At 65.0% G+C, this 22,437-nt stretch carries 30 protein-coding genes; 3 read left to right on the forward strand and 27 right to left on the reverse strand.

Annotation, left to right across the window (positions count from 1 at the left end; translation table 11 throughout):
• Positions 1-88 precede the first annotated feature (88 nt).
• From BCUN_RS10855 to rpsJ, 23 genes are all read right to left on the reverse strand, one after another.
• Positions 89-667 carry an adenylate kinase gene (locus BCUN_RS10855; RefSeq protein WP_033516586.1) on the reverse strand — a complete coding sequence of 193 codons (579 nt, stop codon included), beginning with the start codon at positions 665-667 and terminating at the stop codon, positions 89-91.
• Positions 668-811: 144 nt separating this feature from the next.
• Positions 812-2,158 carry a preprotein translocase subunit SecY gene (gene secY / locus BCUN_RS10860; protein WP_033516584.1) on the reverse strand — a complete coding sequence of 449 codons (1,347 nt, stop codon included), beginning with the start codon at positions 2,156-2,158 and terminating at the stop codon, positions 812-814.
• Positions 2,159-2,453: 295 nt separating this feature from the next.
• The gene (gene rplO / locus BCUN_RS10865; RefSeq protein WP_033516590.1) at positions 2,454-2,909 is read right to left on the reverse strand and encodes a 50S ribosomal protein L15; all 456 of its coding nucleotides are present in this window, start codon (positions 2,907-2,909) and stop codon (positions 2,454-2,456) included.
• A gap of 2 nt (positions 2,910-2,911) precedes the next feature.
• Positions 2,912-3,094 carry a 50S ribosomal protein L30 gene (gene rpmD, locus BCUN_RS10870; RefSeq protein WP_033516582.1) on the reverse strand — a complete coding sequence of 61 codons (183 nt, stop codon included), beginning with the start codon at positions 3,092-3,094 and terminating at the stop codon, positions 2,912-2,914.
• Positions 3,094-3,822 carry a 30S ribosomal protein S5 gene (rpsE, locus tag BCUN_RS10875; protein ID WP_034257543.1) on the reverse strand — a complete coding sequence of 243 codons (729 nt, stop codon included), beginning with the start codon at positions 3,820-3,822 and terminating at the stop codon, positions 3,094-3,096. The genes rpmD and rpsE overlap by 1 nt, the downstream gene beginning before the upstream one ends.
• Positions 3,819-4,190, reverse strand: coding sequence for a 50S ribosomal protein L18 (gene rplR / locus BCUN_RS10880; RefSeq protein ID WP_033516579.1), 372 nt, complete (start codon positions 4,188-4,190; stop codon positions 3,819-3,821). The genes rpsE and rplR overlap by 4 nt, the downstream gene beginning before the upstream one ends.
• Position 4,191: 1 nt before the next feature.
• Positions 4,192-4,731, reverse strand: coding sequence for a 50S ribosomal protein L6 (gene rplF / locus BCUN_RS10885; RefSeq protein WP_033516578.1), 540 nt, complete (start codon positions 4,729-4,731; stop codon positions 4,192-4,194).
• A gap of 16 nt (positions 4,732-4,747) precedes the next feature.
• Positions 4,748-5,146: a 30S ribosomal protein S8 gene (gene rpsH / locus BCUN_RS10890; protein WP_033516577.1), complete on the reverse strand. Its 399-nt coding sequence runs from the start codon at positions 5,144-5,146 to the stop codon at positions 4,748-4,750.
• 85 nt (positions 5,147-5,231) lie between these two features.
• Positions 5,232-5,417: a type Z 30S ribosomal protein S14 gene (locus tag BCUN_RS10895; protein WP_004268593.1), complete on the reverse strand. Its 186-nt coding sequence runs from the start codon at positions 5,415-5,417 to the stop codon at positions 5,232-5,234.
• A 1-nt stretch (position 5,418) separates the two neighbouring features.
• Entirely contained in the window at positions 5,419-6,006 is a 588-nt protein-coding gene (gene rplE, locus BCUN_RS10900) for a 50S ribosomal protein L5 (RefSeq protein WP_051921068.1), read from the reverse strand.
• Positions 6,003-6,338: a 50S ribosomal protein L24 gene (gene rplX / locus BCUN_RS10905; protein ID WP_033516576.1), complete on the reverse strand. Its 336-nt coding sequence runs from the start codon at positions 6,336-6,338 to the stop codon at positions 6,003-6,005. The genes rplE and rplX overlap by 4 nt, the downstream gene beginning before the upstream one ends.
• A gap of 1 nt (position 6,339) precedes the next feature.
• Complete coding sequence (gene rplN, locus BCUN_RS10910; protein ID WP_033516574.1) at positions 6,340-6,708, reverse strand: 50S ribosomal protein L14; 369 nt, start codon at positions 6,706-6,708, stop codon at positions 6,340-6,342.
• 89 nt (positions 6,709-6,797) lie between these two features.
• Positions 6,798-7,058, reverse strand: a complete 261-nt coding sequence (gene rpsQ / locus BCUN_RS10915) for a 30S ribosomal protein S17 (RefSeq protein WP_033516572.1) — start codon at positions 7,056-7,058, stop codon at positions 6,798-6,800.
• Positions 7,058-7,315 (reverse strand): 50S ribosomal protein L29, encoded by a 258-nt coding sequence (gene rpmC / locus BCUN_RS10920; protein WP_152598127.1) that lies wholly within the window; start codon positions 7,313-7,315, stop codon positions 7,058-7,060. Before rpmC ends, rpsQ begins: the two co-directional genes overlap by 1 nt.
• Positions 7,312-7,731 (reverse strand): 50S ribosomal protein L16, encoded by a 420-nt coding sequence (rplP, locus tag BCUN_RS10925; RefSeq protein WP_004268585.1) that lies wholly within the window; start codon positions 7,729-7,731, stop codon positions 7,312-7,314. Before rplP ends, rpmC begins: the two co-directional genes overlap by 4 nt.
• Before the next feature lie 6 nt (positions 7,732-7,737).
• On the reverse strand, positions 7,738-8,574 hold the full coding sequence (gene rpsC, locus BCUN_RS10930; protein WP_033516568.1) for a 30S ribosomal protein S3: 837 nt from the start codon (positions 8,572-8,574) through the stop codon (positions 7,738-7,740).
• A gap of 2 nt (positions 8,575-8,576) precedes the next feature.
• On the reverse strand, positions 8,577-8,936 hold the full coding sequence (rplV, locus tag BCUN_RS10935; protein ID WP_033516566.1) for a 50S ribosomal protein L22: 360 nt from the start codon (positions 8,934-8,936) through the stop codon (positions 8,577-8,579).
• Between the two features lie 21 nt (positions 8,937-8,957).
• The gene (gene rpsS / locus BCUN_RS10940) at positions 8,958-9,236 is read right to left on the reverse strand and encodes a 30S ribosomal protein S19 (RefSeq protein ID WP_006295273.1); all 279 of its coding nucleotides are present in this window, start codon (positions 9,234-9,236) and stop codon (positions 8,958-8,960) included.
• Positions 9,237-9,251: 15 nt separating this feature from the next.
• The gene (gene rplB / locus BCUN_RS10945) at positions 9,252-10,082 is read right to left on the reverse strand and encodes a 50S ribosomal protein L2 (protein ID WP_033516564.1); all 831 of its coding nucleotides are present in this window, start codon (positions 10,080-10,082) and stop codon (positions 9,252-9,254) included.
• A 36-nt stretch (positions 10,083-10,118) separates the two neighbouring features.
• Positions 10,119-10,400, reverse strand: coding sequence for a 50S ribosomal protein L23 (rplW, locus tag BCUN_RS10950; protein ID WP_033516562.1), 282 nt, complete (start codon positions 10,398-10,400; stop codon positions 10,119-10,121).
• A 2-nt stretch (positions 10,401-10,402) separates the two neighbouring features.
• Positions 10,403-11,062: a 50S ribosomal protein L4 gene (gene rplD, locus BCUN_RS10955; RefSeq protein WP_033516560.1), complete on the reverse strand. Its 660-nt coding sequence runs from the start codon at positions 11,060-11,062 to the stop codon at positions 10,403-10,405.
• A 7-nt stretch (positions 11,063-11,069) separates the two neighbouring features.
• Entirely contained in the window at positions 11,070-11,720 is a 651-nt protein-coding gene (rplC, locus tag BCUN_RS10960; protein WP_033516558.1) for a 50S ribosomal protein L3, read from the reverse strand.
• Positions 11,721-11,737: 17 nt separating this feature from the next.
• Positions 11,738-12,046: a 30S ribosomal protein S10 gene (rpsJ, locus tag BCUN_RS10965; RefSeq protein WP_006295278.1), complete on the reverse strand. Its 309-nt coding sequence runs from the start codon at positions 12,044-12,046 to the stop codon at positions 11,738-11,740.
• Between the two features lie 296 nt (positions 12,047-12,342).
• Between rpsJ and BCUN_RS10970 the strand changes: the two genes are divergently transcribed.
• Positions 12,343-13,152, forward strand: coding sequence for a YwiC-like family protein (locus BCUN_RS10970; RefSeq protein ID WP_033516556.1), 810 nt, complete (start codon positions 12,343-12,345; stop codon positions 13,150-13,152).
• 112 nt (positions 13,153-13,264) lie between these two features.
• Here the strand turns inward: BCUN_RS10970 and adhE are convergent, their stop codons facing one another.
• Positions 13,265-16,036, reverse strand: a complete 2,772-nt coding sequence (adhE, locus tag BCUN_RS10975; protein ID WP_033516551.1) for a bifunctional acetaldehyde-CoA/alcohol dehydrogenase — start codon at positions 16,034-16,036, stop codon at positions 13,265-13,267.
• Positions 16,037-16,420: 384 nt separating this feature from the next.
• Between adhE and BCUN_RS10980 the strand changes: the two genes are divergently transcribed.
• Positions 16,421-17,521, forward strand: a complete 1,101-nt coding sequence (locus tag BCUN_RS10980) for an ROK family transcriptional regulator (protein WP_051921069.1) — start codon at positions 16,421-16,423, stop codon at positions 17,519-17,521.
• 59 nt (positions 17,522-17,580) lie between these two features.
• Positions 17,581-20,259 carry a glycogen debranching protein GlgX gene (glgX, locus tag BCUN_RS10985; RefSeq protein ID WP_033516549.1) on the forward strand — a complete coding sequence of 893 codons (2,679 nt, stop codon included), beginning with the start codon at positions 17,581-17,583 and terminating at the stop codon, positions 20,257-20,259.
• Positions 20,260-20,428: 169 nt separating this feature from the next.
• On the opposite strand, the gene rpsI is transcribed toward glgX, so the two are convergent.
• The 3 genes from rpsI to BCUN_RS11000 all read right to left on the reverse strand — a co-directional run bounded on the left by rpsI (position 20,429) and on the right by BCUN_RS11000 (position 22,227).
• Positions 20,429-20,923 (reverse strand): 30S ribosomal protein S9, encoded by a 495-nt coding sequence (gene rpsI / locus BCUN_RS10990; protein WP_033516547.1) that lies wholly within the window; start codon positions 20,921-20,923, stop codon positions 20,429-20,431.
• A 20-nt stretch (positions 20,924-20,943) separates the two neighbouring features.
• On the reverse strand, positions 20,944-21,393 hold the full coding sequence (gene rplM / locus BCUN_RS10995; RefSeq protein ID WP_033516545.1) for a 50S ribosomal protein L13: 450 nt from the start codon (positions 21,391-21,393) through the stop codon (positions 20,944-20,946).
• A 189-nt stretch (positions 21,394-21,582) separates the two neighbouring features.
• Positions 21,583-22,227 (reverse strand): NAD(P)H-binding protein, encoded by a 645-nt coding sequence (locus BCUN_RS11000; protein WP_033516543.1) that lies wholly within the window; start codon positions 22,225-22,227, stop codon positions 21,583-21,585.
• Between the last annotated feature and the right edge of the window lie 210 nt (positions 22,228-22,437).

A 22,437-nucleotide genomic window follows, 5' to 3' on the forward strand; every position in this document is an offset into this window, starting at 1 on the left:
TCCGGCGCCGACACGCTGTCGGCGCCGGACGACCCCGCAGGAGCCCCGCCTCCTAGAAATTGTTCAAAAAACGAACAAAATCTTGTGCTCAGCGCGCCTTCACCGTGGCGTCGAGCTTCGCGATGATCGTGTCCGAGATCTCGTCGATCTCACCGACGCCATCCACGGCAACCAGCAGGCCACGCTCACGGTAGATGTCGAGCAGCGGTGCGGTCTCCTTGGCGTAGGTCTCCAGACGCTTGGCGATCACCTCGGGGGTGTCGTCCGAGCGGCCCTGCTCCTGGGCGCGCTTGGCCATGCGCTCGAGCAGCACGTCGTGCGGGGCCTCCAGGGCCACCACGGCGTCGAGCTTCTGGCCCAGCTCGGCGAGCATGGCATCCAGCGCCGCGACCTGCGCGGCATTGCGCGGATAGCCGTCGAGGATCCAGCCGTCCACGGCGTCGTCCTGGCCCAGGCGGTCCTTGACGATGGAGTTGGTCAGCTCGTCGGGCACGAGCTCGCCCTTGTCGGTGTAGCTCAGCGCCTCGAGGCCCAGCGGGGTCTTGTTCTTGATGTTGTAGCGGAAGATGTCGCCGGTGGAGATCGCCGGGATGTCGTAGTGCGCGGCCAGCAGGGCAGCCTGCGTGCCCTTGCCGACGCCCTGGGGTCCCATGATCAGCAGTCGCATGAGATTGTTCCTTTCTTGCCATCCGCGCCGGATGCACGTCGCGGGTTTCCGCATGCTACCTTACCGGCATCTCGGTATGAAACGACCCGCCTTGCGTGTGCGGGGCGGGTCGTCATGCCGTCAGCGCGGACGGTGCGGGGCGGTTCAGGCGGTCGCCTTCTTCTTGCCCTCGAGCTCCTGCTCGTTGTCGAACAGGAAGCCGGCGTACTGGTACTGCTCGGTCTGGGCCTTCGCCTGGCGCAGGGTGTCGAGGCCGACGCCCGCGATGATCAGGATGGTCGTGCCGCCGAAGGGCAGCTGCGAGCCCAGGGCCAGCGCCTTGATGAGCACGGTCGGCAGGAGCGCCACGAACAGCAGGTAGACGGCGCCGACGGTGTTCAGTCGGTTGATGACGTACTTGAGGTAGCGGGCGGTCGCGTTGCCGGCACGGATGCCGGGGATGAAGCCGCCGTACTGCTTCATGTTGTCCGCGGTCTCGTCGGGGTTGAAGGTGATTTCGGTGTAGAAGAACACGAAGAACACGATCATCAGCGCGTACAGCACGATGTACCACACGGAGGAGGTGTTGGCCAGGTTCGTGTTGACCCACTGCACCCAGGACTGCTCGCTGTTGCCGAACTGCGCGATCATGGTCGGGATCGCCAGGATGGAGGAGGCGAAGATCGGCGGGATGACGCCGCTCATGTTGATCTTCAGCGGCAGGTAGGTGGAGGAGCCGCCGTACATCTTGCGGCCGATCATACGGCGCGTGTACTGCACCGGGATACGGCGCTGGCTGAGCTCGACGTAGTTGACGAAGACCATGATGACCAGCAGGGTGACGGTCACGATGGCGAACTTGGTCCAGTCGCCGTCGGTGCCGTTGGTGCCGTAGCCGATCTGCCACAGCTGCGGCAGGAAGCCGGAGCAGATGGACAGGAAGATGAGGATGGACATGCCCTGGCCGATGCCCTTCTCGGTGATGAGCTCGGCCATCCACATGATCAGGCCGGTGCCGCCGGTCATGACGAGCACCATGACCAGGAGGTTCCAGAAGGACCCGTCGGGGATGATGCCGGGGCAGGCACCGCCGAACAGCGCGCCGCTGCGTGCGGTGACCACGATGGTGCTGGACTGCAGGAGCGCCAGGCCGATGGTCAGGTAACGGGTGTACTGCGTCAGCTTCGCCTCGCCGGACTGGCCCTCCTTGTGCAGGGCCTCGAAGCGCGGGATGACCACGCGCAGCAGCTGAATGACGATGGACGCGGTGATGTACGGCATGACGCCCAGCGCGAAGATGGACAGCTGCAGCATGGCGCCGCCGGAGAACAGGTTCACCAGTCCGATGAAGTTCTCCGAGCCGCTGGTCGCGGTGCAATTACGAACGACGGTCTCGTCCACGCCCGGCGTCGGGATGAACGAACCGATGCGGTAGATGACGATCATGCCGAGGACGAAGAGGATCTTGTTCCTCAGCTCCTTGGTACGAAAGGCCTGGATTAACGTCCTCACCTTGGGTTTCCCTCCATTTACTTGTACGCAAACATTCGCACACGGGTTAACACACTCTAGGTGTGAAGTCTATCCCACACACTCTACCGTGCACAGCGTCCGTGCCGGAATCACCACATATCATTCACGGTCGGCACGGCCGTCGCCTGCGTCTGTCTTGGTTTCCCTTGTATTCTCACGGTCTTGACATTTGGCGCGCCAAAAGAAAGATGACCCTTCCGCGCAAGGCACTTGCGAGGAAGGGTCATCTTCATGACGTCACGGGACCTCTACCGTCCCGTGACAACGGATGCAATCAGTCTTCGCTGATCGAACCGCCGGCAGCCTCGATCTTGGACTTGGCGGAAGCCGAGGCCTTCACACCGGTCAGGGTGAATGCCACGGTGGTCTCGCCGTCGCCCAGGACCTTCACGGGCTGGTTGGCGCGCACGGCGCCCTTGGCGACCAGGTCGGCCACGGTCACCTCGCCACCCTGCGGGAACAGCTCCGCGAGGGTTGCAATGTTGACGACCTGGTATTCCTTCTTGAAGGGGCTACGGAAGCCACGCAGCTTCGGCAGGCGCATGTACAGCGGCAGCTGGCCGCCTTCGAAGCCAGGACGGACCTGGTAGCGCTTCTTCGTGCCCTTGTCGCCACGACCGGAGGTCTTGCCCTTGGAGCCCTCGCCGCGACCCACGCGGGTGCGGTCTTTCTTGGCGCCCGGGGCCGGACGGAGGTCGTGCATCTGCAGGATGTTGTTCTCTTCTGCCATGATCACTCAGCCTCCTCGACATTGACCAGGTGACGCACCACGGCGATCATGCCGCGGGTCGTCGAGTTGTCCTCGAGCACCGTGCTGCGGCCGATCTTGCGCAGGCCCAGGGTCTGCACGGTGGCGCGCTGCTTCGGGTTGGCGTGGGCCACACCGTGCACGAGCGTAATCTTGAGCTTAGCCATTACTCACCATCCTTTGCGGCGGCCTTGGCCTGGGCTTCTTCACGAGCCTTGCGGGCCTCGGCGATTCCGGCGGCACGCTCACGGAGCAGTGCGTCGGGGGCGACTTCCTGGACGGAGAGGCCACGGCGTGCGGCGATCTCCTCCGGGTCCTCGAGCTGCTTGAGCGCATCCACGGTGGCGCGGACCACGTTGACGGCGGTCGCGGAGCCCATGGACTTGGTCAGGACGTCGGTGATGCCTGCGCACTCCATGACGGCGCGGACTGCGCCGCCGGCGATCACGCCGGTGCCCGGCGCGGCCGGACGCAGCATGACGGTGCCGGCATGGTCATGGCCGGTGACCGGGTGGGTCACGGTGCCACGCACGCGCGGCACGTTGAACAGGTGCTTCTTGGCGTCCAGCTGGCCCTTGGCGATGGCCGCGGGGACCTCGCGGGACTTGCCGTAGCCGACACCGACGGTGCCGTTGCCGTCACCGACGACCACGAGTGCGGCGAAGCTGAACGTACGGCCGCCCTTGTGGGTCTTGGACACGCGGTTGATGGTCACGACGCGATCGAGCATCTCGTCGCCGCGGTTCTCCTCGCGACGGTTGCGACGCTCGCCGCGACGGCCCTCGCCGCGCTGGGAACGACGGCCGGACTTGCGGTCGTCGTTGGCGTTCTCGGCGGTAGCCTGAGTGTTCTGAGTCTCTTCAGCCACTTGGGTTTCCTTCTCGTTGTCGCTCACAGTGCAAGACCTCCCTCGCGGGCGCCATCAGCGACAGCTGCGACGCGGCCATGGTACTGGTTGCCACCGCGGTCGAAGACGACGGCGGTGATGCCCGCGTCCTTCGCCTTCTTGGCGATGAGCTCGCCGACCTTGTGGGCAGCCTCGGTCTTGGTGCCCTGGAAGTCGGCGAAGTCGCTCATGAGCGTGGATTCGCTGACGAGGGTGCGGCCGACCGTGTCGTCGATGATCTGGGCGACCATGTGACGGTTGGAGCGGGTGACCACCAGGCGCGGCATTTCCGGGGTGCCGGAGATGCGCTTGCGGATGCGAGCGTGGCGGCGCTTGAGCGCGACCTTCTTGCCTTTTCCGAAAATCTTCACGGACATATCACTTACCAGCCTTTCCGGCCTTGCGGCGGATGGTCTCATCCGAGTACTTGATGCCCTTGCCCTTGTACGGTTCCGGAGCACGCAGCTTGCGGATGTTCGCGGCAACCTGGCCAACGGCCTGCTTGTCGGTGCCCTTGACGATCACCTGGTTCGGGTTCGGCAGTTCGAACTCGATGCCCTCCGGGGGCTCCACGGTGATGGTGTGGGAGTAGCCGAGGGAGAACTCGATGCCCTTGCCCTTCATCGTGGCGCGGTAACCGGTGCCGACGATGTCGAGGCTCTTCGCATAGCCCTCGTGCACGCCCTTGACCATGGAGGCCATGATGGAGCGGGCCAGGCCGTGCTTGGCACGGGTCGGACGCAGGTCGTCGTTGGCGGACACGATGAGCTCGTTGCCCTCGACCTTGGCGGTCACGCCCTCGGGGATGGTGTAGGAATCCGAGCCCTTGGGGCCCTTCACGGAGAATTCCTGTCCGTTGATGGTGACTTCGACGCCCGCCGGGATCTCGATCGGGAGCTTACCAATATGCGATGCCATGTTCAGCTCTCCTTTCTCACCACACGAAGGCGACGATCTCGCCACCAATACCTCGGTCGAGGCATTCCTTCTGGGTCATCAGTCCCGAGCTGGTCGAGATGATGGCGATACCGAGACCACCCAGCGGCATGGGCAGCGCGTCGGACTTCGCGTAACGGCGAAGGCCCGGCTTGGAGATGCGCTTGATGCCCTGGATGGAACGCTCGCCGTTGGGGCCGTACTTGAGCGTGAGCTCGAGGGTCTGGCCAACGCGGGCTTCCTTGGCGGTGTAGTCGGCGATGTAGCCTTCACGCTTCAGGATCTCGGCGATGTTCTTCTTGAACTTCGAGTACGGCATGTCCACGGTCTCGTGCTTCGCCGCGCTCGCATTACGCAGACGCGTAAGCATGTCTGCGATCGGATCTGTCATTGTCATTTTTGGGCTAGCGCCCTTTCTCGCCGCGGTTTCCGCCGCCCTGCGGGTCGAACCCGCCCGGGCCGCGGACCTTCAGCGTCGATATTTACCAACTGGACTTCGTGACACCCGGCAGCTCGCCGCGATGGGCCTTCTCGCGAAGGCAGATGCGGCACAGGCCGAACTTGCGGTACACGGAATGGGGACGGCCGCACACCATGCAGCGGGTGTATGCGCGCACCTTGAACTTCGGCTTGCGCAGCGCCTTCACCTTAAGACACGTCTTTGCCATATCAGTTCTCCTTGAACGGGAAGCCGAGCGCCTTGAGCAGCGCGTAGGCCTCGTCGTCACTCTTGGTGCTGGTCACAACGGTGATGTCCATGCCGCGCTGGTGATCGATCGAGTCGGGATCGATCTCGTGGAACATGGACTGCTCGGTCAGGCCGAAGTTGTAGTTGCCCTGGCCGTCGAACTGGTGGCCGTTGATGCCGCGGAAATCGCGGATGCGCGGCAGCGCCAGCGTGAGCAGACGGTCGAGGAACTCCCACATGCGGTCGCCACGCAGGGTGACGTAGGCACCGATGGCCTGGCCTTCACGCAGGTGGAACTGCGCGACGGACTTCTTCGCACGGGTGACCTTCGGCTTCTGGCCGGTGATGGCGGTGAGGTCGCGCACGGCGCCCTCGATGAGCTTGGAGTCGCGGGCTGCGGCACCGACGCCCATGGACACGACGACCTTCTCGATGCGAGGGATCTGCATCGGGTTCTCGTGCTTGAATTCCTTCTCGAGTTCCGGAACGATGACATCCTTGTACTTCGTCTTGAGACGCGGGGTCACCTTCTCCTCGACGAGCTCTTCGGTGACGATTTCCTCACTCATGCGAGCTCCTTTCCGGACTTCTTGGCCACGCGGACGCGCACGGTCTTCACCTTGCCGTCGCGGGCTTCCTGCTTGACAACGACGCCGACGCGGGTGGGCTTGCCGGTCTCGGGGTCGATCACCATCACGTTGGAACGGTGGATCGGAGCCTCGACCTCGACGATGCCCGCCTGCTGGCCCTGCTGGGTCGCGCGCACATGCTTCTTGACGATCTGCACGCCCTCGACGATCAGCTTGTCGTTCTTGAGCACCTTCTTGACGGTGCCTTCCTTGCCGCGGTCCTTGCCGCGGATGACCATGACCTTGTCGCCGGTCTTGATCTTGGCTACCATCTCAGATCACCTCCGGTGCGAGGGACACGATGCGCATGAAGCGCTTGTCGCGCAGCTCACGGCCAACGGGTCCGAAGATACGAGTGCCCTTGGGCTCACGGCCGGAGCCGAGCACCACGGCGGCGTTCTCGTCGAACTTGATGTAGGAGCCGTCGGCACGACGGTGCTCCTTGACTGTACGGACGACGACGGCCTTGACCACGTCACCCTTCTTGACCGACCCGTTCGGGATCGCATCCTTCACGGAGGCGACGATCACGTCGCCGATGCCGGCATAGCGTCGCTTCGAGCCGCCGAGCACGCGGATGCAGAGGAGTTCCTTCGCACCCGTGTTGTCAGCGACCTGAAGCCGCGTTTCCTGCTGAATCATTGATTCTCCTTAGCCGAGCTGGTCCTCCCCGGTCACCGGGGCACCTGCGGGAGGGTGCCCCGGTGACAAGGGAGCCTTGCCGAACTTGATTACTTAGCGCGCTCGATGATCGAGTCGAGACGCCAACGCTTGGTCTTGCTCAGTGGACGAGTCTCCATGATACTCACGAAGTCGCCAACGTGAGCCTCATTGTTTTCGTCATGGGCCTTGACCGTGCGGGTGGAACGGACGACCTTGCCGTACAGCGGGTGGGTCGTACGGAGCTCGAGTTCGACGGAAATGGTCTTGTCCATCTTGTCGGACACGACATAACCGCGACGAACCTTGCGGAAGTTACGCTCTTCAGCCATTACTTCTCCTCAGCTTTCGTTTCGGTCGCCTCGGGGGCCTGGCTGATGCCAAGCTCACGCTCGCGCAGGACAGTGTACATCCTGGCGATGTCACGCTTGACCGCCTTGAGGCGGGCAGTGTTGTCGAGCTGGCCGGTCGCGTGCTGGAAGCGCAGGTTGAACAGCTCTTCCTTGGACTTCTTGAGGAAGTCCTGGATCTCCGCATCGGTCTTCTCGTTCAGGTTCTTGATACTGTATTCTGCAGTACCTGCCATCAGATGTCACCGCCTTCACGTGCAATAACACGGCACTTCATGGGGAGCTTGTCGATTGCGCGGCGCAGTGCCTCGCGAGCGACGTCCTCGGAAACGCCACCGATCTCGAACATGACGCGACCAGGGTGGACGTTGGCGATCCAGAATTCGGGGGTACCCTTGCCGGAACCCATTCGGGCACCGAGCGGGTGCTTGGTCAGGGGGCGATCCGGGAAGATCGTGATCCAGACCTTGCCGCCACGCTTGATGTAACGGGTCATGGCGATACGGGCAGCCTCGATCTGACGGTTGGTCACATAGGCCGGGGCCAGGGCCTGGATGGCGAAATCACCGAAGTTGATCTCGTTGCCACCCTTGGACATGCCATGGCGGTCCGGGCGATGCTGCTTGCGGTATTTAGTCCTCTTTGGGATAAGCACTTTCGCTCACTCCTTCGTATCCGATGCGGGGGCAGCGGTCGCCTCGGCAGCGACCGGGGCCTCGACCTGCTGGTCGGCGCCGGTCTTCACCTGGTTCTGCTGGCCGCCACGCTGGCCACCACGTTGGCCGCGGCGCGGGCGACGGTCACCGCGACGGCCGCCGCGGTTGTTGCCCTGCTGGGCCTGCTGCTCTTCGAACTCGCGCTCGGTCATGTCACCCTTGTAGATCCAGACCTTCACACCGATGCGACCGTAGGTGGTCTTGGCTTCGAAGAAGCCGTAATCGATGAGGGCACGGAGGGTCTGCAGCGGGACACGCCCTTCACGGTAGAACTCCGAACGGCTCATTTCGGCGCCGCCGAGACGGCCCGAGAGCTTGATGCGGATACCGTGGGCGCCGGCACGCATCGCGTCCTGCTGCGCCTTGCGCATGGCACGGCGGAAGGTGACGCGGTTGGTGAGCTGCTCAGCGATGCCCTGGGCCACGAGCTGTGCGTCGATGGCCGGGTTCTTCACTTCGAAGATGTTGAGCTGGACCTGCTTGCCGGTGAGCTTCTCGAGCTTGGCGCGCACCTTCTCGGCCTCCGCGCCGCGGCGGCCGATGACGATGCCCGGACGGGCGGTGTGGATGTCCACACGCACGCGGTCACGGGTGCGCTCGATGATGATGCGGGACACGCCTGCACGCTCGAGATCCTGGTTGAGCACCTTGCGGATGGCGTCATCCTCGAGGACGAAGTCACGGTAACGCTCGCCGGCCTTGTTGGAGTCGGAGAACCACTTCGAGCGATGGCTCTCGGTGATGCCCAGGCGATAGCCAAAGGGATTGATCTTCTGACCCATCTTTAGCGGGCTCCTTCCTTGGTGGCGACAACGACCGTGATGTGGCTCGTACGCTTGTTGATACGGGCGGCACGGCCCTGTGCACGGGCACGGAAACGCTTGAGCGTCACGCCCTCGTCCACATAGGTCTCCTTGATGTACAGGTCGTTCTCGCGGAACGGCTCGCCGGCCTTGTCGGCCTTCACGCGAGCGTTGGCGATGGCGCTCTGCAGGGTCTTGAGCACCGGGAGTGCCGCGGACTGCGGAGCGAACTTCAGAATGGTGATTGCCTCGGTCGCCTTCTTGCCTCGGATGAGGTCGACCATGCGGCGAGCCTTGCGCGGCGTCACGCGGACGTGACGTGCGATTGCCTTAGCTTCCATGTGTCTTTACTCTCCTATTACTTAGCGGCGGGACTTCTTGTCGTCCTTGACGTGACCCTTGAAGGTCTTCGTCGGGGCGAACTCACCGAGCTTGTGGCCGACCATGGCCTCGGTGACGAACACCGGGACGTGCTTGCGGCCATCGTGGACTGCGAAGGTGTGTCCGATGAAGTCCGGGGTGATCATCGAACGGCGCGACCACGTCTTGATGACGTTGTGCGTGCCCTTCTCGTTCTGCTCGTCGACTTTCTTCTGCAGGTGGGCGTCGACGAAGGGGCCCTTCTTGATGCTACGAGTCATCTACGCGACGCTCCCTTACTTACGGTTCTTGCCATTGGGACGGCGACGGACAATCATCTTGTTCGAAGCCTTCTTCGGACGACGGGTACGGACCTCACCCTTGCCCCACGGCGAAACCGGCGGCTTGCCACCGCGGGTACGACCGCCGTGCGGGTGGTCGACCGGGTTCATGGATTCACCACGGGTGATCGGGCGCTTGCCCATCCAACGTGCACGACCGGCCTTGCCGAGCTGGATGTTGGCGTGGTCGGAGTTGCCGACCTCACCGACGGTGGCGCGGCAGCGTGCGTCCACGTTGCGGATTTCGCCGGACGGCATACGCAGCTGGGCGTACATGCCATCCTTGGCGACGAGCTGCACGGAGGCGCCGGCGGAGCGGGCGATCTTCGCGCCGCCCAGCGGGCGGAGCTCGATGTTGTGCACCACGGTACCGGTCGGGATGTTGCGCAGCGGCAGGTTGTTGCCCGGCTTGATGTCGGCCTTCGGGCCGGTCTCGATGCGGTCGCCCTGCTTGATGCCCTCGGGGGCGATGATGTAGCGCTTCTCGCCATCGGCGTAGTGCAGGAGGGCGATGCGGGCGGAGCGGTTCGGATCGTACTCGATCTCGGCCACGGTCGCCGGCACGCCGTCCTTGTCCCAACGCTTGAAGTCGATGAGACGGTACTGGCGCTTGTGGCCACCGCCACGATGGCGGGAGGTCATGCGGCCGTAGGAGTTGCGGCCGCCGGTCTTGCTGTTCTTGCGTACGAGCGACTTCTCGGGGGTTGAACGCGTGAGGTCGGAGAAGTCCGAAACAGACGCGTTGCGGCGGCCCGGGGTCGTCGGCTTATAAACGCGGATAGCCATAATCTAGTTCTTCCTTTAACTTTTGTCGGCTAACCTTCAGTTACCGAAGATGTCGATCGACTGGCCCTCGGCAACGGTCACGATCGCGCGCTTCTCGTTGACGCGGCGGCCGTAGCCGGTGCGGGTGCGGACACGCTTGCCTGCACGGTTGAGGGTGTTGACGTTGGTCACCTTCACCTTGAAGATTTCCTCGATGGCCTGCTTGATCTGCACCTTGTTGGCATCGGGAGCCACCACGAAGGTGTACTGGCCCATGTCGGACAGGGCGTAGCTCTTCTCGGAGACAACAGGCTTGAGGATGATGTCATGAGCTGCCATGATCAGGCCTCCTTTGCTGCCGGGCTCTTCGCCGCGAGGAACTCCTCGTAGCCGGCCTTGGAGAAGACCACGTACTGCGCGGTGACCACGTCGTACGTGTTGAGCTGATCGGCAAAGATCGGATGGACGGTCGGAATGTTGCGCACGGACAGCCACTCGTTGATCTCGTCACGGCCCAGCACGATGGTGGCGAACTGGTCAGCCACGATCGGGTTGAGGGCGGCGAGGGCGGCCTTGGTCGACGGCTCGGTGATGCCGAAGTCGATCACGGCCACGCGGCCGTTGTTGGCGCGGTCGGAAAGCACGTAGCGCAGGGCTGCGGCCTTCATCTTCTTGGGGGTGCGCTCGCTGTAGTCACGCGGGACCGGACCGTGCACGACGCCGCCGTGGTACCACTGCGGCGCGCGGATGGAGCCCTGACGGGCACGACCGGTGCCCTTCTGCTTCCACGGCTTGCGGCCGCCGCCGGAGACCTTGGCGCGGTTCTTGACCGCGTGGGTGCCCTGACGTGCAGCGTTGAGCTGCGCGGTGACGACCTGGTGGATCATCGGGACGTGGGCCTGGACCTCCTCGGCGGAGAAGCCGAAGATGGCGGCCGGGGCCTCGATGGTGCCGGCTTCCTTGCCCTGGTTGTCAGTGACGTTCAGAGTAACGTTTGCCATGATGGATTCAGGCTCCCTTCACTGCGGAACGGACGAGCACGATGCCACCCTTGGGGCCCGGGATCGCGCCCTTGATGGCGAGCACGCCATTCTCCACGTCGGAAGACACGACGGTGAGGTTCTGGACGGTGTTGGTGTCGTGGCCCATGCGGCCGGCCATGCGCTTGCCCTTGAAGATGCGGCTCGGGGTGGCGCAGGCACCGACGGAGCCGGGGCGACGCTCGTTCTTGTGGGAGCCGTGGGTACGACGGTAGGACTTGAAGCCCCAGCGCTTGATGGTGCCGGCGAAGCCCTTGCCCTTGGTGGTGCCGGTCACGTCGACGACGGCGCCCTCGGGGAAGATCTCGGCGGTCAGTTCCTGGCCGGGCTGGAACTCCTCGGCGTTCTCGGTGCGCACCTCGGCGAGGTGGCGACGCGGGGTCACGCCTGCCTTGGCGAAGTGGCCGGCCATCGGGCGGGTCACCTTGCGCGGGTCGATCTGGCCGTAGCCAAGCTGGACGGCCTTGTAGCCGTCGGTCTCCTCGTTGCGGACGGCGGTCACCACGTTGGTGGAGACGTCCACGAGGGTGACGGGCACGAAGAAGCCGTTCTCGTCCCAGACCTGAGACATGCCGAGCTTCTTGCCCAGCAGCGCGGTGCGATTAGCGTTGTGCGTCATTGCGGTTTCCTCCTCCCTTACAGCTTGATCTCGATGTTGACATCTGCGGGCAGATCAATGTGCATCAGGGAGTCCACAGCCTTGGGGGTGGGGTCCACAATGTCGATGAGGCGCTTGTGCGTGCGCATCTCGAAATGCTCGCGAGAATCCTTGTACTTGTGAGGAGAGCGGATAACGACATATACGTTCTTCTCAGTCGGCAGCGGAACCGGGCCAACCACAGTTGCGCCCGCGTTCGTCACCGTTTCGACGATCTTCTTCGCCGATTGGTCGATGACCTCGTGGTCATAGGACTTAAGCCTGATGCGGATTTTCTGTCCCGCCATTGCCTTCCGCCCTTTCTAGCGATTCGTTTCCTATTTACCAACCTGCATTCGGGCACCGGCACAGAACACCAGAAGGCGCACGCCTCCCGGCTTCCTACATCAGTGCGCAGCCATGCGGCAACCCACCGAAGTGGGCTGTCGTGCCGCGCTCGCTTTTTTGATTCCAATATGCGAGCCCTATTCAGGCAACTGTCTTATTTAAGCACTCCCCCCGTACATCCGTTTCCGGGCGTGTTGTGAAGGTTCCGGGCGCCGCACTCTGGCAAGTCGCCGCGGATTCCGGTACCGTCACAGGCATGACTTCCCTTGCACGGCGCCGCTCGAGGCGCGACTGGTTCTCCAACGAGCCCGGATCCTGGGCCATCGTCCTCATGCCTTCGCTGGCGGCCTGGCTGGCCCTGGGCCCGACCTGGACCTCCACCTGGCTGGTGGCGTTGTGGGCCCTGTGCTACTGCCTGCAGTTCACGGCCGCCCGCTGGTTCAAGGCACGCTTCCGGCGACGCTGGCTGGCGCCCGTGGCAGTGTATGCCGCCGTGCTCGTGGCGGCCGGGCTCCCCTTCCTCATCCTGCATCCCGGCACCCTGCGTTGGGCTCCTATATATATGGTGCTGTGCGCCGGGTCGATGCTCGGCGCCTGGCTGCGCCGTGAGCACTCCCTGTGGGCGAACGCCTGCGCGGTCCTCGCTTCCTCGACCATGCCCCTGATGATCGGCTGGTTCGGCTCGCACGCCTCCCCGGCGACGGCGGCGCTCGGCCGGACCCTGTCATGGCCGTGGCTGCCCGCGGCCGCCTTCCCCGGGCCGGCGCTGGCCATCGCCGTGACCTTCGCACTGGAACTCTACGGTTCGGTGCTCTTCGTGAAGACGATGATCCGTGAGCGCGGCGACCGGCGCTACCTGGCCGCCTCCTGGACCTGGCACCTGCTGCTGTGCGCCGCCGGCTTCGCCATGGGTCCCTGGTACGCCTTGCTGGCCATCGTGCTCCTGGCCCGCGCCACCCTGATGCCCCTGGCAGGCGCCCGGCGCAAGGTGCCGACGAAGGTCGTGGGCATGGTGGAGTGCGTGTGCATCACCTTGACCTTCGTGGTCTCGCTCTTGGCAATGTAGAAACCTCACGTTTTCTCGTGACTTTTCTCGGGGAAAAGCCCCACGCCCCGTTACGGGGCGTGGGGCTTTTCCCCGAGAAAAGTCACGAGAAAACGTGAGGTTTCTCAAGGAGTCACACGCGCTCGGAGGCTTCCTCCGTGGCGTTGACGCCTTCGCGCTCGACGCGGATCTTGTGGCCCTCCTCCTGGGAGACGCCGTAGTAGGCGGCGATGGCGATGTCCATCATGTCCTGGATCTGCGGGATGCGCGGGTTGGCGGGGGCGCACTGGTCCTCGTAGGCACGCATGCCGATCTGCTCAAGGATGGACCAGAAGTAGTCCTCGTCCACGCCGCAGTCCTGGAAGGACTTGTTCATGCCCAGCTTGTTGTCGCGGTAATCCTCCACGGCCTTCGCCAGGTTCTCCACGCCCTCGGCCGGGGTCTTGCCCGGGTCGACGCCGAGGTTGCGGGCGAGCTCCTGGTAGCGCTCGGGGGCGATGTACTTGCTGTACTTCGGCCACGAGGTGGGCTCCTCCGGCACCTGGCCGTTGTAGCGGATCACGTAGGGCAACAGGATGGAGTTGGTACGGCCGTGCGCGATGTGGCACAGTGCGCCGATGGTGTGCGCCATGGCGTGGCACATGCCCAGGAAGGCGGAGCCGAAGGCCATGCCGGCCATGGTGGCGGCGTTGTGCATCTTCTCCTGCGCGGCGGTCTTGGTCGGGCCGGGCTCGCTGTTGACGGACTCCGCGAGGTTGTCCCAGATGAGCTTGGCGGCGTGCAGGGCCATGCCGTCGGTGAAGTCGTTCGCATACACGGACACGTAGGACTCCATGGAGTGGGTCAGCGCGTCGAAGCCGGCGTCGGAGGCCAGACGGCGCGGCTGGGTGCGGGCAAGCACCGGGTCCACGATGGCCACGGACGGGGTGAGCGCGTAGTCGGTGATCGGGTACTTGTAGCCGGTCTTGTGGTCGGTGATGACAGCGAAGGGCGTCACCTCGGAACCGGTGCCCGAGGAGGTCGGGATGCACACCAGCTTGGCCTTCTTGCCCAGCGGCGGGATCTTGAAGGCGCGCTTGCGGATGTCGAAGAACTTCTCGCGCACGTCGGAGAAGGAGATCTCCGGGTGCTCGTAGAGCAGCCACATGATCTTGGCCGCATCCATCGGCGAGCCGCCGCCCACCGCGATGATGGTGTCGGGTTCGAACTCGTCGCGCATCATGGCGGCGCCGCGTTCGACGGTCTCGACGCTCGGCTCCGGCTCGACGTAGTCGACGATGCGGAAGGTCACGCGGTTGGAGCGTGCGCGCAACTGGTCGATCACCTTGTCGACGACGCCGAGCTGCTCCATGACCTTGTCACACACGATGACGGCACGCTCGATGCCGTACATGTCGCGCAGGTACTTGATGGCGTTCGGCTCGAAGTACGTCTTCGACGGGATCTTGAACCACTGCATGTTGTTGTTCCTCCGGGCGATGCGCTTGATGTTGAGCAGGTTGATCGCCTGCACGTTGCCGGACACGGAGTTGCCGCCGTAGGAGCCGCAGCCCAGGGTCAGGGAGGGGGCGATGGCGTTGTAGATGTCGCCGATGCCGCCCAGGGAGCTCGGCTGGTTCCAGATGATGCGGCAGGCGTGCATGCGCAGGCCGTACTCGCGCACCAGGTCTTCGTTGTTCGTGTGGATGGCGGCGGTGTGGCCGGCGCCGTGCTTGAGCATCTCCTCGCACATCTCGAAGCCCTGCTCCTGGTCCTCGAAGCGCACCACGGCCTGCACCGGGGCGAGCTTCTCCATGGTCAGGGGCTCCATCTCGCCCACTTCGGCGCACTCGGCGGACAGGATGGTGGCGTCCTCGGGGATCTCGAAGCCGGCGGCGTGCGCGATGAACTGCGGGGACTTGCCGGGCACCCGGGAGTTGAGGACCGGCTTCTTGCCCGAGTAGGCGGTGCAGCCGAACATGTACTCCTCGAGCTTGGCCTTCTCCTCCGCGTTCACGAAGTAGGCCTTGCGACGCTTGAGTTCCTTGATGAGCGGCTCGTAGATGTCCTTGTGCGCGATGACTGCCTGCTCGGTGGCGCAGATCATGCCGTAGTCGAAGTGCTTGGACAGCACGAGGTCGTTGGCCACGCGCTGCACGTCGACGTTGGCGTCGATGTACGCGGGGGCGTTGCCGGCGCCGACGCCGAGGGCGGGCTTGCCGGAGGAATAGGCGGCCTTGACCATGCCGGGGCCGCCGGTGGCCAGGATGGTCGCGACGTCCGGGTGCTTCATGAGCGCGCCGGTCGCCTCGATGGAGGGGTGCTCGATCCACTGGATGCAGTCCGCGGGCGCGCCGGCCTCGATGGCGGCGTCACGCACGATGCGGGCGGCCTCGGCAGAGCTCTTCTGGGCGCCGGGGTGGAAGCCGAAGACAATCGGGCAGCGGGTCTTCAGGGCGATGAGCGACTTGAAGATGGCGGTGGAGGTCGGGTTGGTGACCGGGGTGACGCCGGCGACGATGCCGACCGGCTCGGCGACTTCGTCGATGCCCAGCACGTCGTCTTCGCGGATGATGCCGACGGTCTTCTGGCCGGCCATGTAGTTGGTCACGTGCTCGCAGGCGAAGATGTTCTTGGTCGCCTTGTCCTCGACGAGGCCGCGGCCCGTCTCGTCCACGGCGAGCTTCGCCAGGACCAGGTGCTTGTTGAGTGCGGCGACGGAAGCCTTGGCCACGATGCGGTCGACCTGCGCCTGGTCGAGCTTCTCGAACTCGGTCAGCGCCTTCTTCGCCTTGGCGACGAGCCCGTCGACCTCGGCCTGGGCGACGGCTTCCTTGTCCACGACCGGAGCGGCCGGTGCGGCCTTGGCGTCGTCCTTGACGGCGGCCTTGGGTGCCTTGGCGTCGTCCTTGCGTGCTTCTGCCATGCGATCCTCCTCCAAAGAAAATACGCGTAACGGTTGCGTGAGATGACACGCGTCAATCATCGGTGATGCCACGCCAGGCACGTGCCCTTGCGCGACCTGTACCACAATCTAACCGATGCAGGCCGTCTTGTCAGCCTTGCGCCGTGTCGCGCCAACATGTCCATTTCTGTGCGTTTGACGTTCGATTTCTGGAAGAAAATGCCATTTTTCGGCCCCGATTTCCCACAAATGACACATTATGTGCGATTCAGGCACCATCTGCACACCATCGCCCACGCCCGTCCGCGACGACTTTCATAAAATTCCTTTACAAAAGTTTCCCAAACGACACCACTTCCATAAAACGGTTTTCCAAAAGTCCCCTCAAGCCTTACAATACTGCCCATGAGCATTCCCGCGACCAACGGCGGCCACCAGGATACCCGCACTGCCATCATCACCCTGCTCTACGAGTCAGGTCCGCTCACCCGGCAGGATATCGCCGCACGCCTGTCCCTGAGCCTGCCCACCGTCACCGCCCACCTGCGCGCCCTCGAGGCCGAGGGCACGCTCATGCGCGCCGGCGTGCGTGCCTCCACCGGAGGCCGACCCGCCGTCACCTGGCAGCCCGACACGCGCCGCCACGCCGCCATCGGCGTGACCATCCGCTCCACCGAGATCGTCTGCCTGACCGTCGACCTGACGGGCGCCGTCATCGACGAACGGCACGTCACCATCGCCGCGCGCACCGACCCCATCTTCTACCAACGCGTCGCACATGCCGTCGCCGAGGCCGCGCAGGCCGCCACACGCCGCGGCCTGCGCCTCCTGGGCGTCGGCCTGGCACCCCCGGCGCACATCAACACCTCCTCCAGCCTCGACTATGCGCAGATCGGCGCCCACTGCGCCACGCTCACCGGCCTGCCCGTCACCGACACCGAACGCTACTGCGCGTACGCGCTCGCCGAATGCTGGGCCCGGCAGCGGCCCGACGACCTCGTCTGCCTCTTCCTGGGCAACCACGTCGGCAGTGCCGCCGTGCGCGCCGGCCGTCCGCACACTGCCGCCGTCGAGCACATGTGCCTCGACCCGGCGGGCCCACGGTGCGAATGCGGCGCCCGCGGCTGCCTCAACGCCTACTGCTCCACCGCCTGCCTGGCGGAGGACGGCGAGTCGCTGGCCGGCTTCTTCAGCGTCCTCGAACAGGGCGAGACGCACCACCGCGCACGCATGCGCGCATGGTGCGACTCCATGGCGCACGCCGTCGCCAACATCCGCGCCGTCCTGCCGACCGACGTGGTGGTCTGCGGTCCCATCGCCGAGTACCTGGACGATGACGAGATCGCGCGGCTCGACCCTGCCGGGCGACTGCCCGCCGGCGGCACGGCAGGCGGCACGCGCGCCGACACCCCGCGCGTGCTGCGCGGCGTCGGCGAGCCATACCAGGACGCACACGGCGCCGCCCTTGCCATCGTTGGCCGCCATTTGGAAACCTTGCGGGGATAGAACCCTCCATGGTGGGACGACCCTTGGCAGGACGCATCCGCACCCCTACAATATTGGGCATGCAACTGCCACAACTCCACCGATACGCGACCCGGCCCGGCCTGTTCTTCACCGCAGACGGCGGCGCCGACGTCGTGGCGCGCTCCGAGACGGCCGAGCAGCTGTGGTTCAGCGTCCTGGAGCCGCTCGAAGCGCCCAGCAAGTTCTTCAACGAGGCGGTGCGCCTGCCCGACAGCGCGGAATACTCCCTGATCGAGCAGATGCGCCGCTACCCCATCTGCACACGTATGCTCAAGGGCATGCGCATGCGCGAGACCCTGTTCCGCATGGACGGCCCCCGCTACGGCCTGTGGTACCTGCACCTGCCCAAGGCGTGGACGGGCATGCACTACGGCTACCGCGCGGACGGCGCGTGGGACCCGGAACACGGCCTGCGCTTCAACCCCTACAAGTTCCTGCTCGACCCCTACGGCAAGGGCATCGAGGGGGCCATGGCCCTCGACCCGGCGCCCTTCGCCTACGAGTGCGCCATCGAGGATGGCCTGGTGCGCGGCGACGCCTGGGGCAGCATGAGCACGCTCGATTCCGTGGGCAAGATGCCCATGAGCGTGGCCATCGACGACCGCGACGCGACCAAGCACGACGCTGACCCCTCCCACCCGCACGTGCCGTGGAGCAAGACGGTGATCTACGAGCTGCACGTCAAGGGCTTCACCGCCAACGCGACGTGGCTGCCCGAGGAGAAGCGCGGCACCTACGCGGGGCTCGCGGACCCCATCACCCTGAGCTACCTGCAGGGCCTGGGCGTCACCTCGATCGAGCTGCTGCCGATCATGGCCAAGCAGCCCGAGGTCTTCCTCCAGGAGCACGGCAAGACGAATTACTGGGGCTACTCCACCCTCGGCTTCTTCGCCCCGGAACCCTCCTACGCGACCGAGACGGCACGCCGCGGCGGCGCGCAGGCAGTGCGCCGCGAGGTGATCGAGATGGTGCGTGCCCTGCACGACGCCGGCTTCGAGGTGATCATGGACGTGGTGTTCAACCACACCTGCGAAGGCGGCAACGAAGGTCCGAGCATGTGCTGGCGCGGCCTGGACAACGTGTCCTTCTACCGCCACCCGGCGGGCGACGCGGGCAGGCTCGAGGACACCACCGGCTGCGGCAACACCATCGACTTCACCGAGACGCACAACATCACCTTCGCCGTGGACGCACTGAGCTACTGGGCCAAGCGCATCGGCATCGACGGCTTCCGCTTCGACCTGGGCGTCTCCCTGGCGCGCCTCAACGGCGACTTCACGCCCTACCACCCCTTCCTGTACGCGCTGCGCAGCGACCCGATGCTCGGCAACCTCAAGCTGATCATGGAACCCTGGGACGTCGGCCCGCAGGGGTGGCGCACCGGCCAGTTCCTCTCCCCCTTCGCCGAGTGGAACGACCGTTTCCGTGACGCCACACGCCGCTTCTGGGTCTCCCAGACCGCCGACCCGAGCCATCCGCAGGTCGGCATGCAGGAGATGGCCACGCGGCTGTGCGGATCGGCGGACCTCTTCGCCACCGACCCGGGCCGCGGCGCCACGAACTCCGTCAACTACATCACCTGCCACGACGGCTTCACCCTCAATGACCTCACCCAGTACGCACACAAGCACAACGAGCTCAACGGCGAGCAGAACCGCGACGGCTCGACGAACAACAACTCCGCGAACTTCGGCGTGGAGGGGCCCACCGACGACCCGCTGGTCGCGCAGATGCGCGAACGGGTGTGCATGGACCTGCTGGGCACGCTGCTGCTGTCGCTGGGCACGCCGATGTTGCTCGCCGGCGACGAGTTCGGCAACACGCAGTACGGCAACAACAACGCGTACTGCCAGGACAACGAGCTGACGTGGCTGGGCTGGGACTGGCTCATCGACGAAAGCAAGACGCCGCAGTTCCGGCGCATGGAGTCGGTGTCCCGGCTCATCGCGGTGCGCAAGTCGCTGGACATCTACAACCACGAGGGCTTCTTCACGCGGCTGAGCCAGCTGGGCCTGCTCAAGCAGTCCAGCCGCGTGCAGTGGCAGCTGCCCGACGGCACGACGCCGATCGAGCGCGACTGGTTCGACCTGTCCCGGCGCGCCTTCACGATGCGGCTGCGCGGCAACGACGAGCAGGACGTGCTCATCGTGGTCAACGGCGGCAGCGACGACCGGCGCTTCCACCTGCCCGCCGACGCGCAATGGCACCTGCTGTGGAGTTCCACGGAAAGCCAGGGCGAGCGGCCGAGCCCAGGCACGGCCATCGAACGGGTGGAGTTCGGCCCCGAGCCCTCCCTGTGGCCGCAGACCTCGCCGCCGTCCTACGATCCCGACCAGGCACCGGTGTTCCCCGCCGTGACCACGCTCGGCGCCGCCGAGCAGCTGGTGCGCGAAAGCCGTGCACACGCCGCGCAGGACGGCGCGCACGCGCACGACCTGCCGCTGCCCGGCCAGGATCTGCACGGCGGCCGGCACAGCCGTTGGCCCGTCGAACCCGACCGCCCGCCGACCGAGCACGCCGGCCCCGTGGAGATGCCCGACCGGCTGGACACCGCGATCCGCGCCAACGTCTCCCCCGCCGCCTGTCCCTCCGTGCCCGTGGTGCGTCCCGAATCCTATGCCGAACCGGCGTACCTGGACGACCAGGCCCCCAACGTATGGACGGTGCCCGCCTTGAGCATCAACATCCTGCTGCAGGAGCAGCGACCGGAGGACTGAGCGCCCCTCCCCGGGAAGTTTTTGTTCATTTTTTCGAACAAAATCCAGGACGCGAGGCCGCTTCGCGGCCCGTCCTATATTTTGTTCGAAAAAATGAACAAAAACTTCTGACGACAATACCAGAAGGCCCCTCGCCCTTGCGGGCGAGGGGCCTTCGCAGGTCCACAGACTAACGCTTGGAGAACTGCGGTGCGCGGCGTGCCTTGTGCAGACCGGCCTTCTTGCGCTCCACGACGCGGGCGTCGCGGGTCAGGAAGCCAGCCTTCTTCAGGGCGGCGCGGTTGGCATCGCGGTCGATGGCGTTGAGCGCACGGGCCACGCCGAGGCGCACGGCGCCGGCCTGGCCGGTGGTGCCGCCACCGTCGACGAGGACGATCGCGTCGAACTTGCCCTCGAGCTTGAGCAGGACGATCGGCGAGTTCACCTCACGCTGCAGCAGCTTGGACGGGAAGTACTCCTCCAGGGTGCGGCCGTTGATCTTCCACTGGCCGGTGCCCGGAACGAGGCGGACGCGGGCGACCGCTTCCTTGCGACGGCCGGTGCCGTAGCCCGGGGCGATGGTGGAGGTGCCGGTGCCGGCACCGGAGTTGGTCTCCGTGGTGAAGGCCACGGTGTTCTCGGCCTCGGTTTCCTGAACCGGGGAGTTGTTGGTATTCTCTGCCATTGTTCTCTATCTCCTTCGGTTCACTTGGCCTGCTGCGAGACCTGGTGGATCTCGTACGCCTGCGGCTGCTGGCCGACGTGCGGATGCTCCTCGCCGGCGAAGACGCGCAGGCGGGTCAGCTGGACCTTGGCGAGCTTGTTCTTCGGCAGCATGCCCTTGACGGCATGCATGATGATGCGCTCCGGCTTGTTCTTCAGCAGCTCGGCGTAGCTGTCGCGACGCAGGCCACCGGGACGACCGGAGTGGGAGTAGAGTTCCTTGTCCATCTTGTCGCCGGTGAGGGCAATCTTGTCAGCGTTGATCACGATGACGTAGTTGCCGGAATCAGCGTGCGGCGCGAAGGACGGCTTGTTCTTGCCACGCAGCAGGTTCGCGACCTGGGCTGCGAGGCGGCCAAGCACGACGTCGGTGGCGTCGACGATGTACCAGTCATGAGTCAGGTCAGCTGGCTTCGGTGTGAAAGTCTTCACGATATACCTTTTCTCGTATTGTGTTCCGGACCGTTGCCCAGAAGACGTGGTCAGCGTGCTTCCGCGTTCCGGTCTCATTACCGTGGGCTCCCTGAAAGTCCTTATGGCGAGTGGGAAAGCGCTTTGAAGGACCCCGTAGGGAAACACAACAATCCTCTAGTGTATCAAAAGCCTTGACAAAAACGCGGCTCAGGCGTCGACGCCGCCGACGGCGTCCAGCGCCTCGTCGATCGGCGTGTCGCCGTCGGCCATCATGACGATGCGCCGGTAGGTGTTGGGCCGCTCCAGCACGCCCGCCAGCACCGCGGCCACGTTGGGGATGGCGTTCGGCTTCGACCTGGACGGGTTGAGCTCCACCAGGCCGCTGCCCTCGTCCGCCTCGACGAGGGTGCCGGGCTGGACGATCGTCCAGTCGAGGTCCGTGTTGTCCATGAGCCACTGGTCGGCGAAGAACTTCGCGATGTTGTAGTCGGTGATCGACGCCAGTGCCGGATCGTTCCAGCGCTGCGGCTCGTCCGCGTAGATCGAGCTGAGCAGCACGAACCGGCGCGCATGGGCCTCCTCGGCGGCCTGCATGAGCTTGACTGCGCCGAACAGGTCCGTCTGCAGCAGGTCCTTGCCGCGCGATCCCGCCACGAAGTACACGGCGTCCATGCCTTCCAGCGCCGCCGCCAGTCCGGACAGGTCGGCGTGCAGGTCGAGTTCCGCCGCAGTGGCGCCCTCGATCTCCTTGGGGTGACGGGACGCGGCCGTCACCTCGTGGCCCGCCGCCACCAGGTCGCGCACCAGCTCCCGGCCCACGCGTCCGCTTGCGCCCGCTACGAATACCTTCATGTTTTGCCTCCTTGGAGCAGATGTATGTCAATGCTTCCAATGTAGGCGGCTTCCCCTCGCGATGGGTTCGCCCCGTAAGAAATCGGGTCCTCCTGTGTTAAAGCGGGCACCGGGTCGGGGTGTTTCCCGGAATTAAAGCGGGCACCCGGTCGGCGGCGAATCGCCACTTAAAGCGGGCACCGGCTTGAAGAACCAAGGTTCTTCAAGCCG

The organism is Bifidobacterium cuniculi (assembly GCF_000741575.1).
Classification (GTDB): domain Bacteria; phylum Actinomycetota; class Actinomycetes; order Actinomycetales; family Bifidobacteriaceae; genus Bifidobacterium; species Bifidobacterium cuniculi.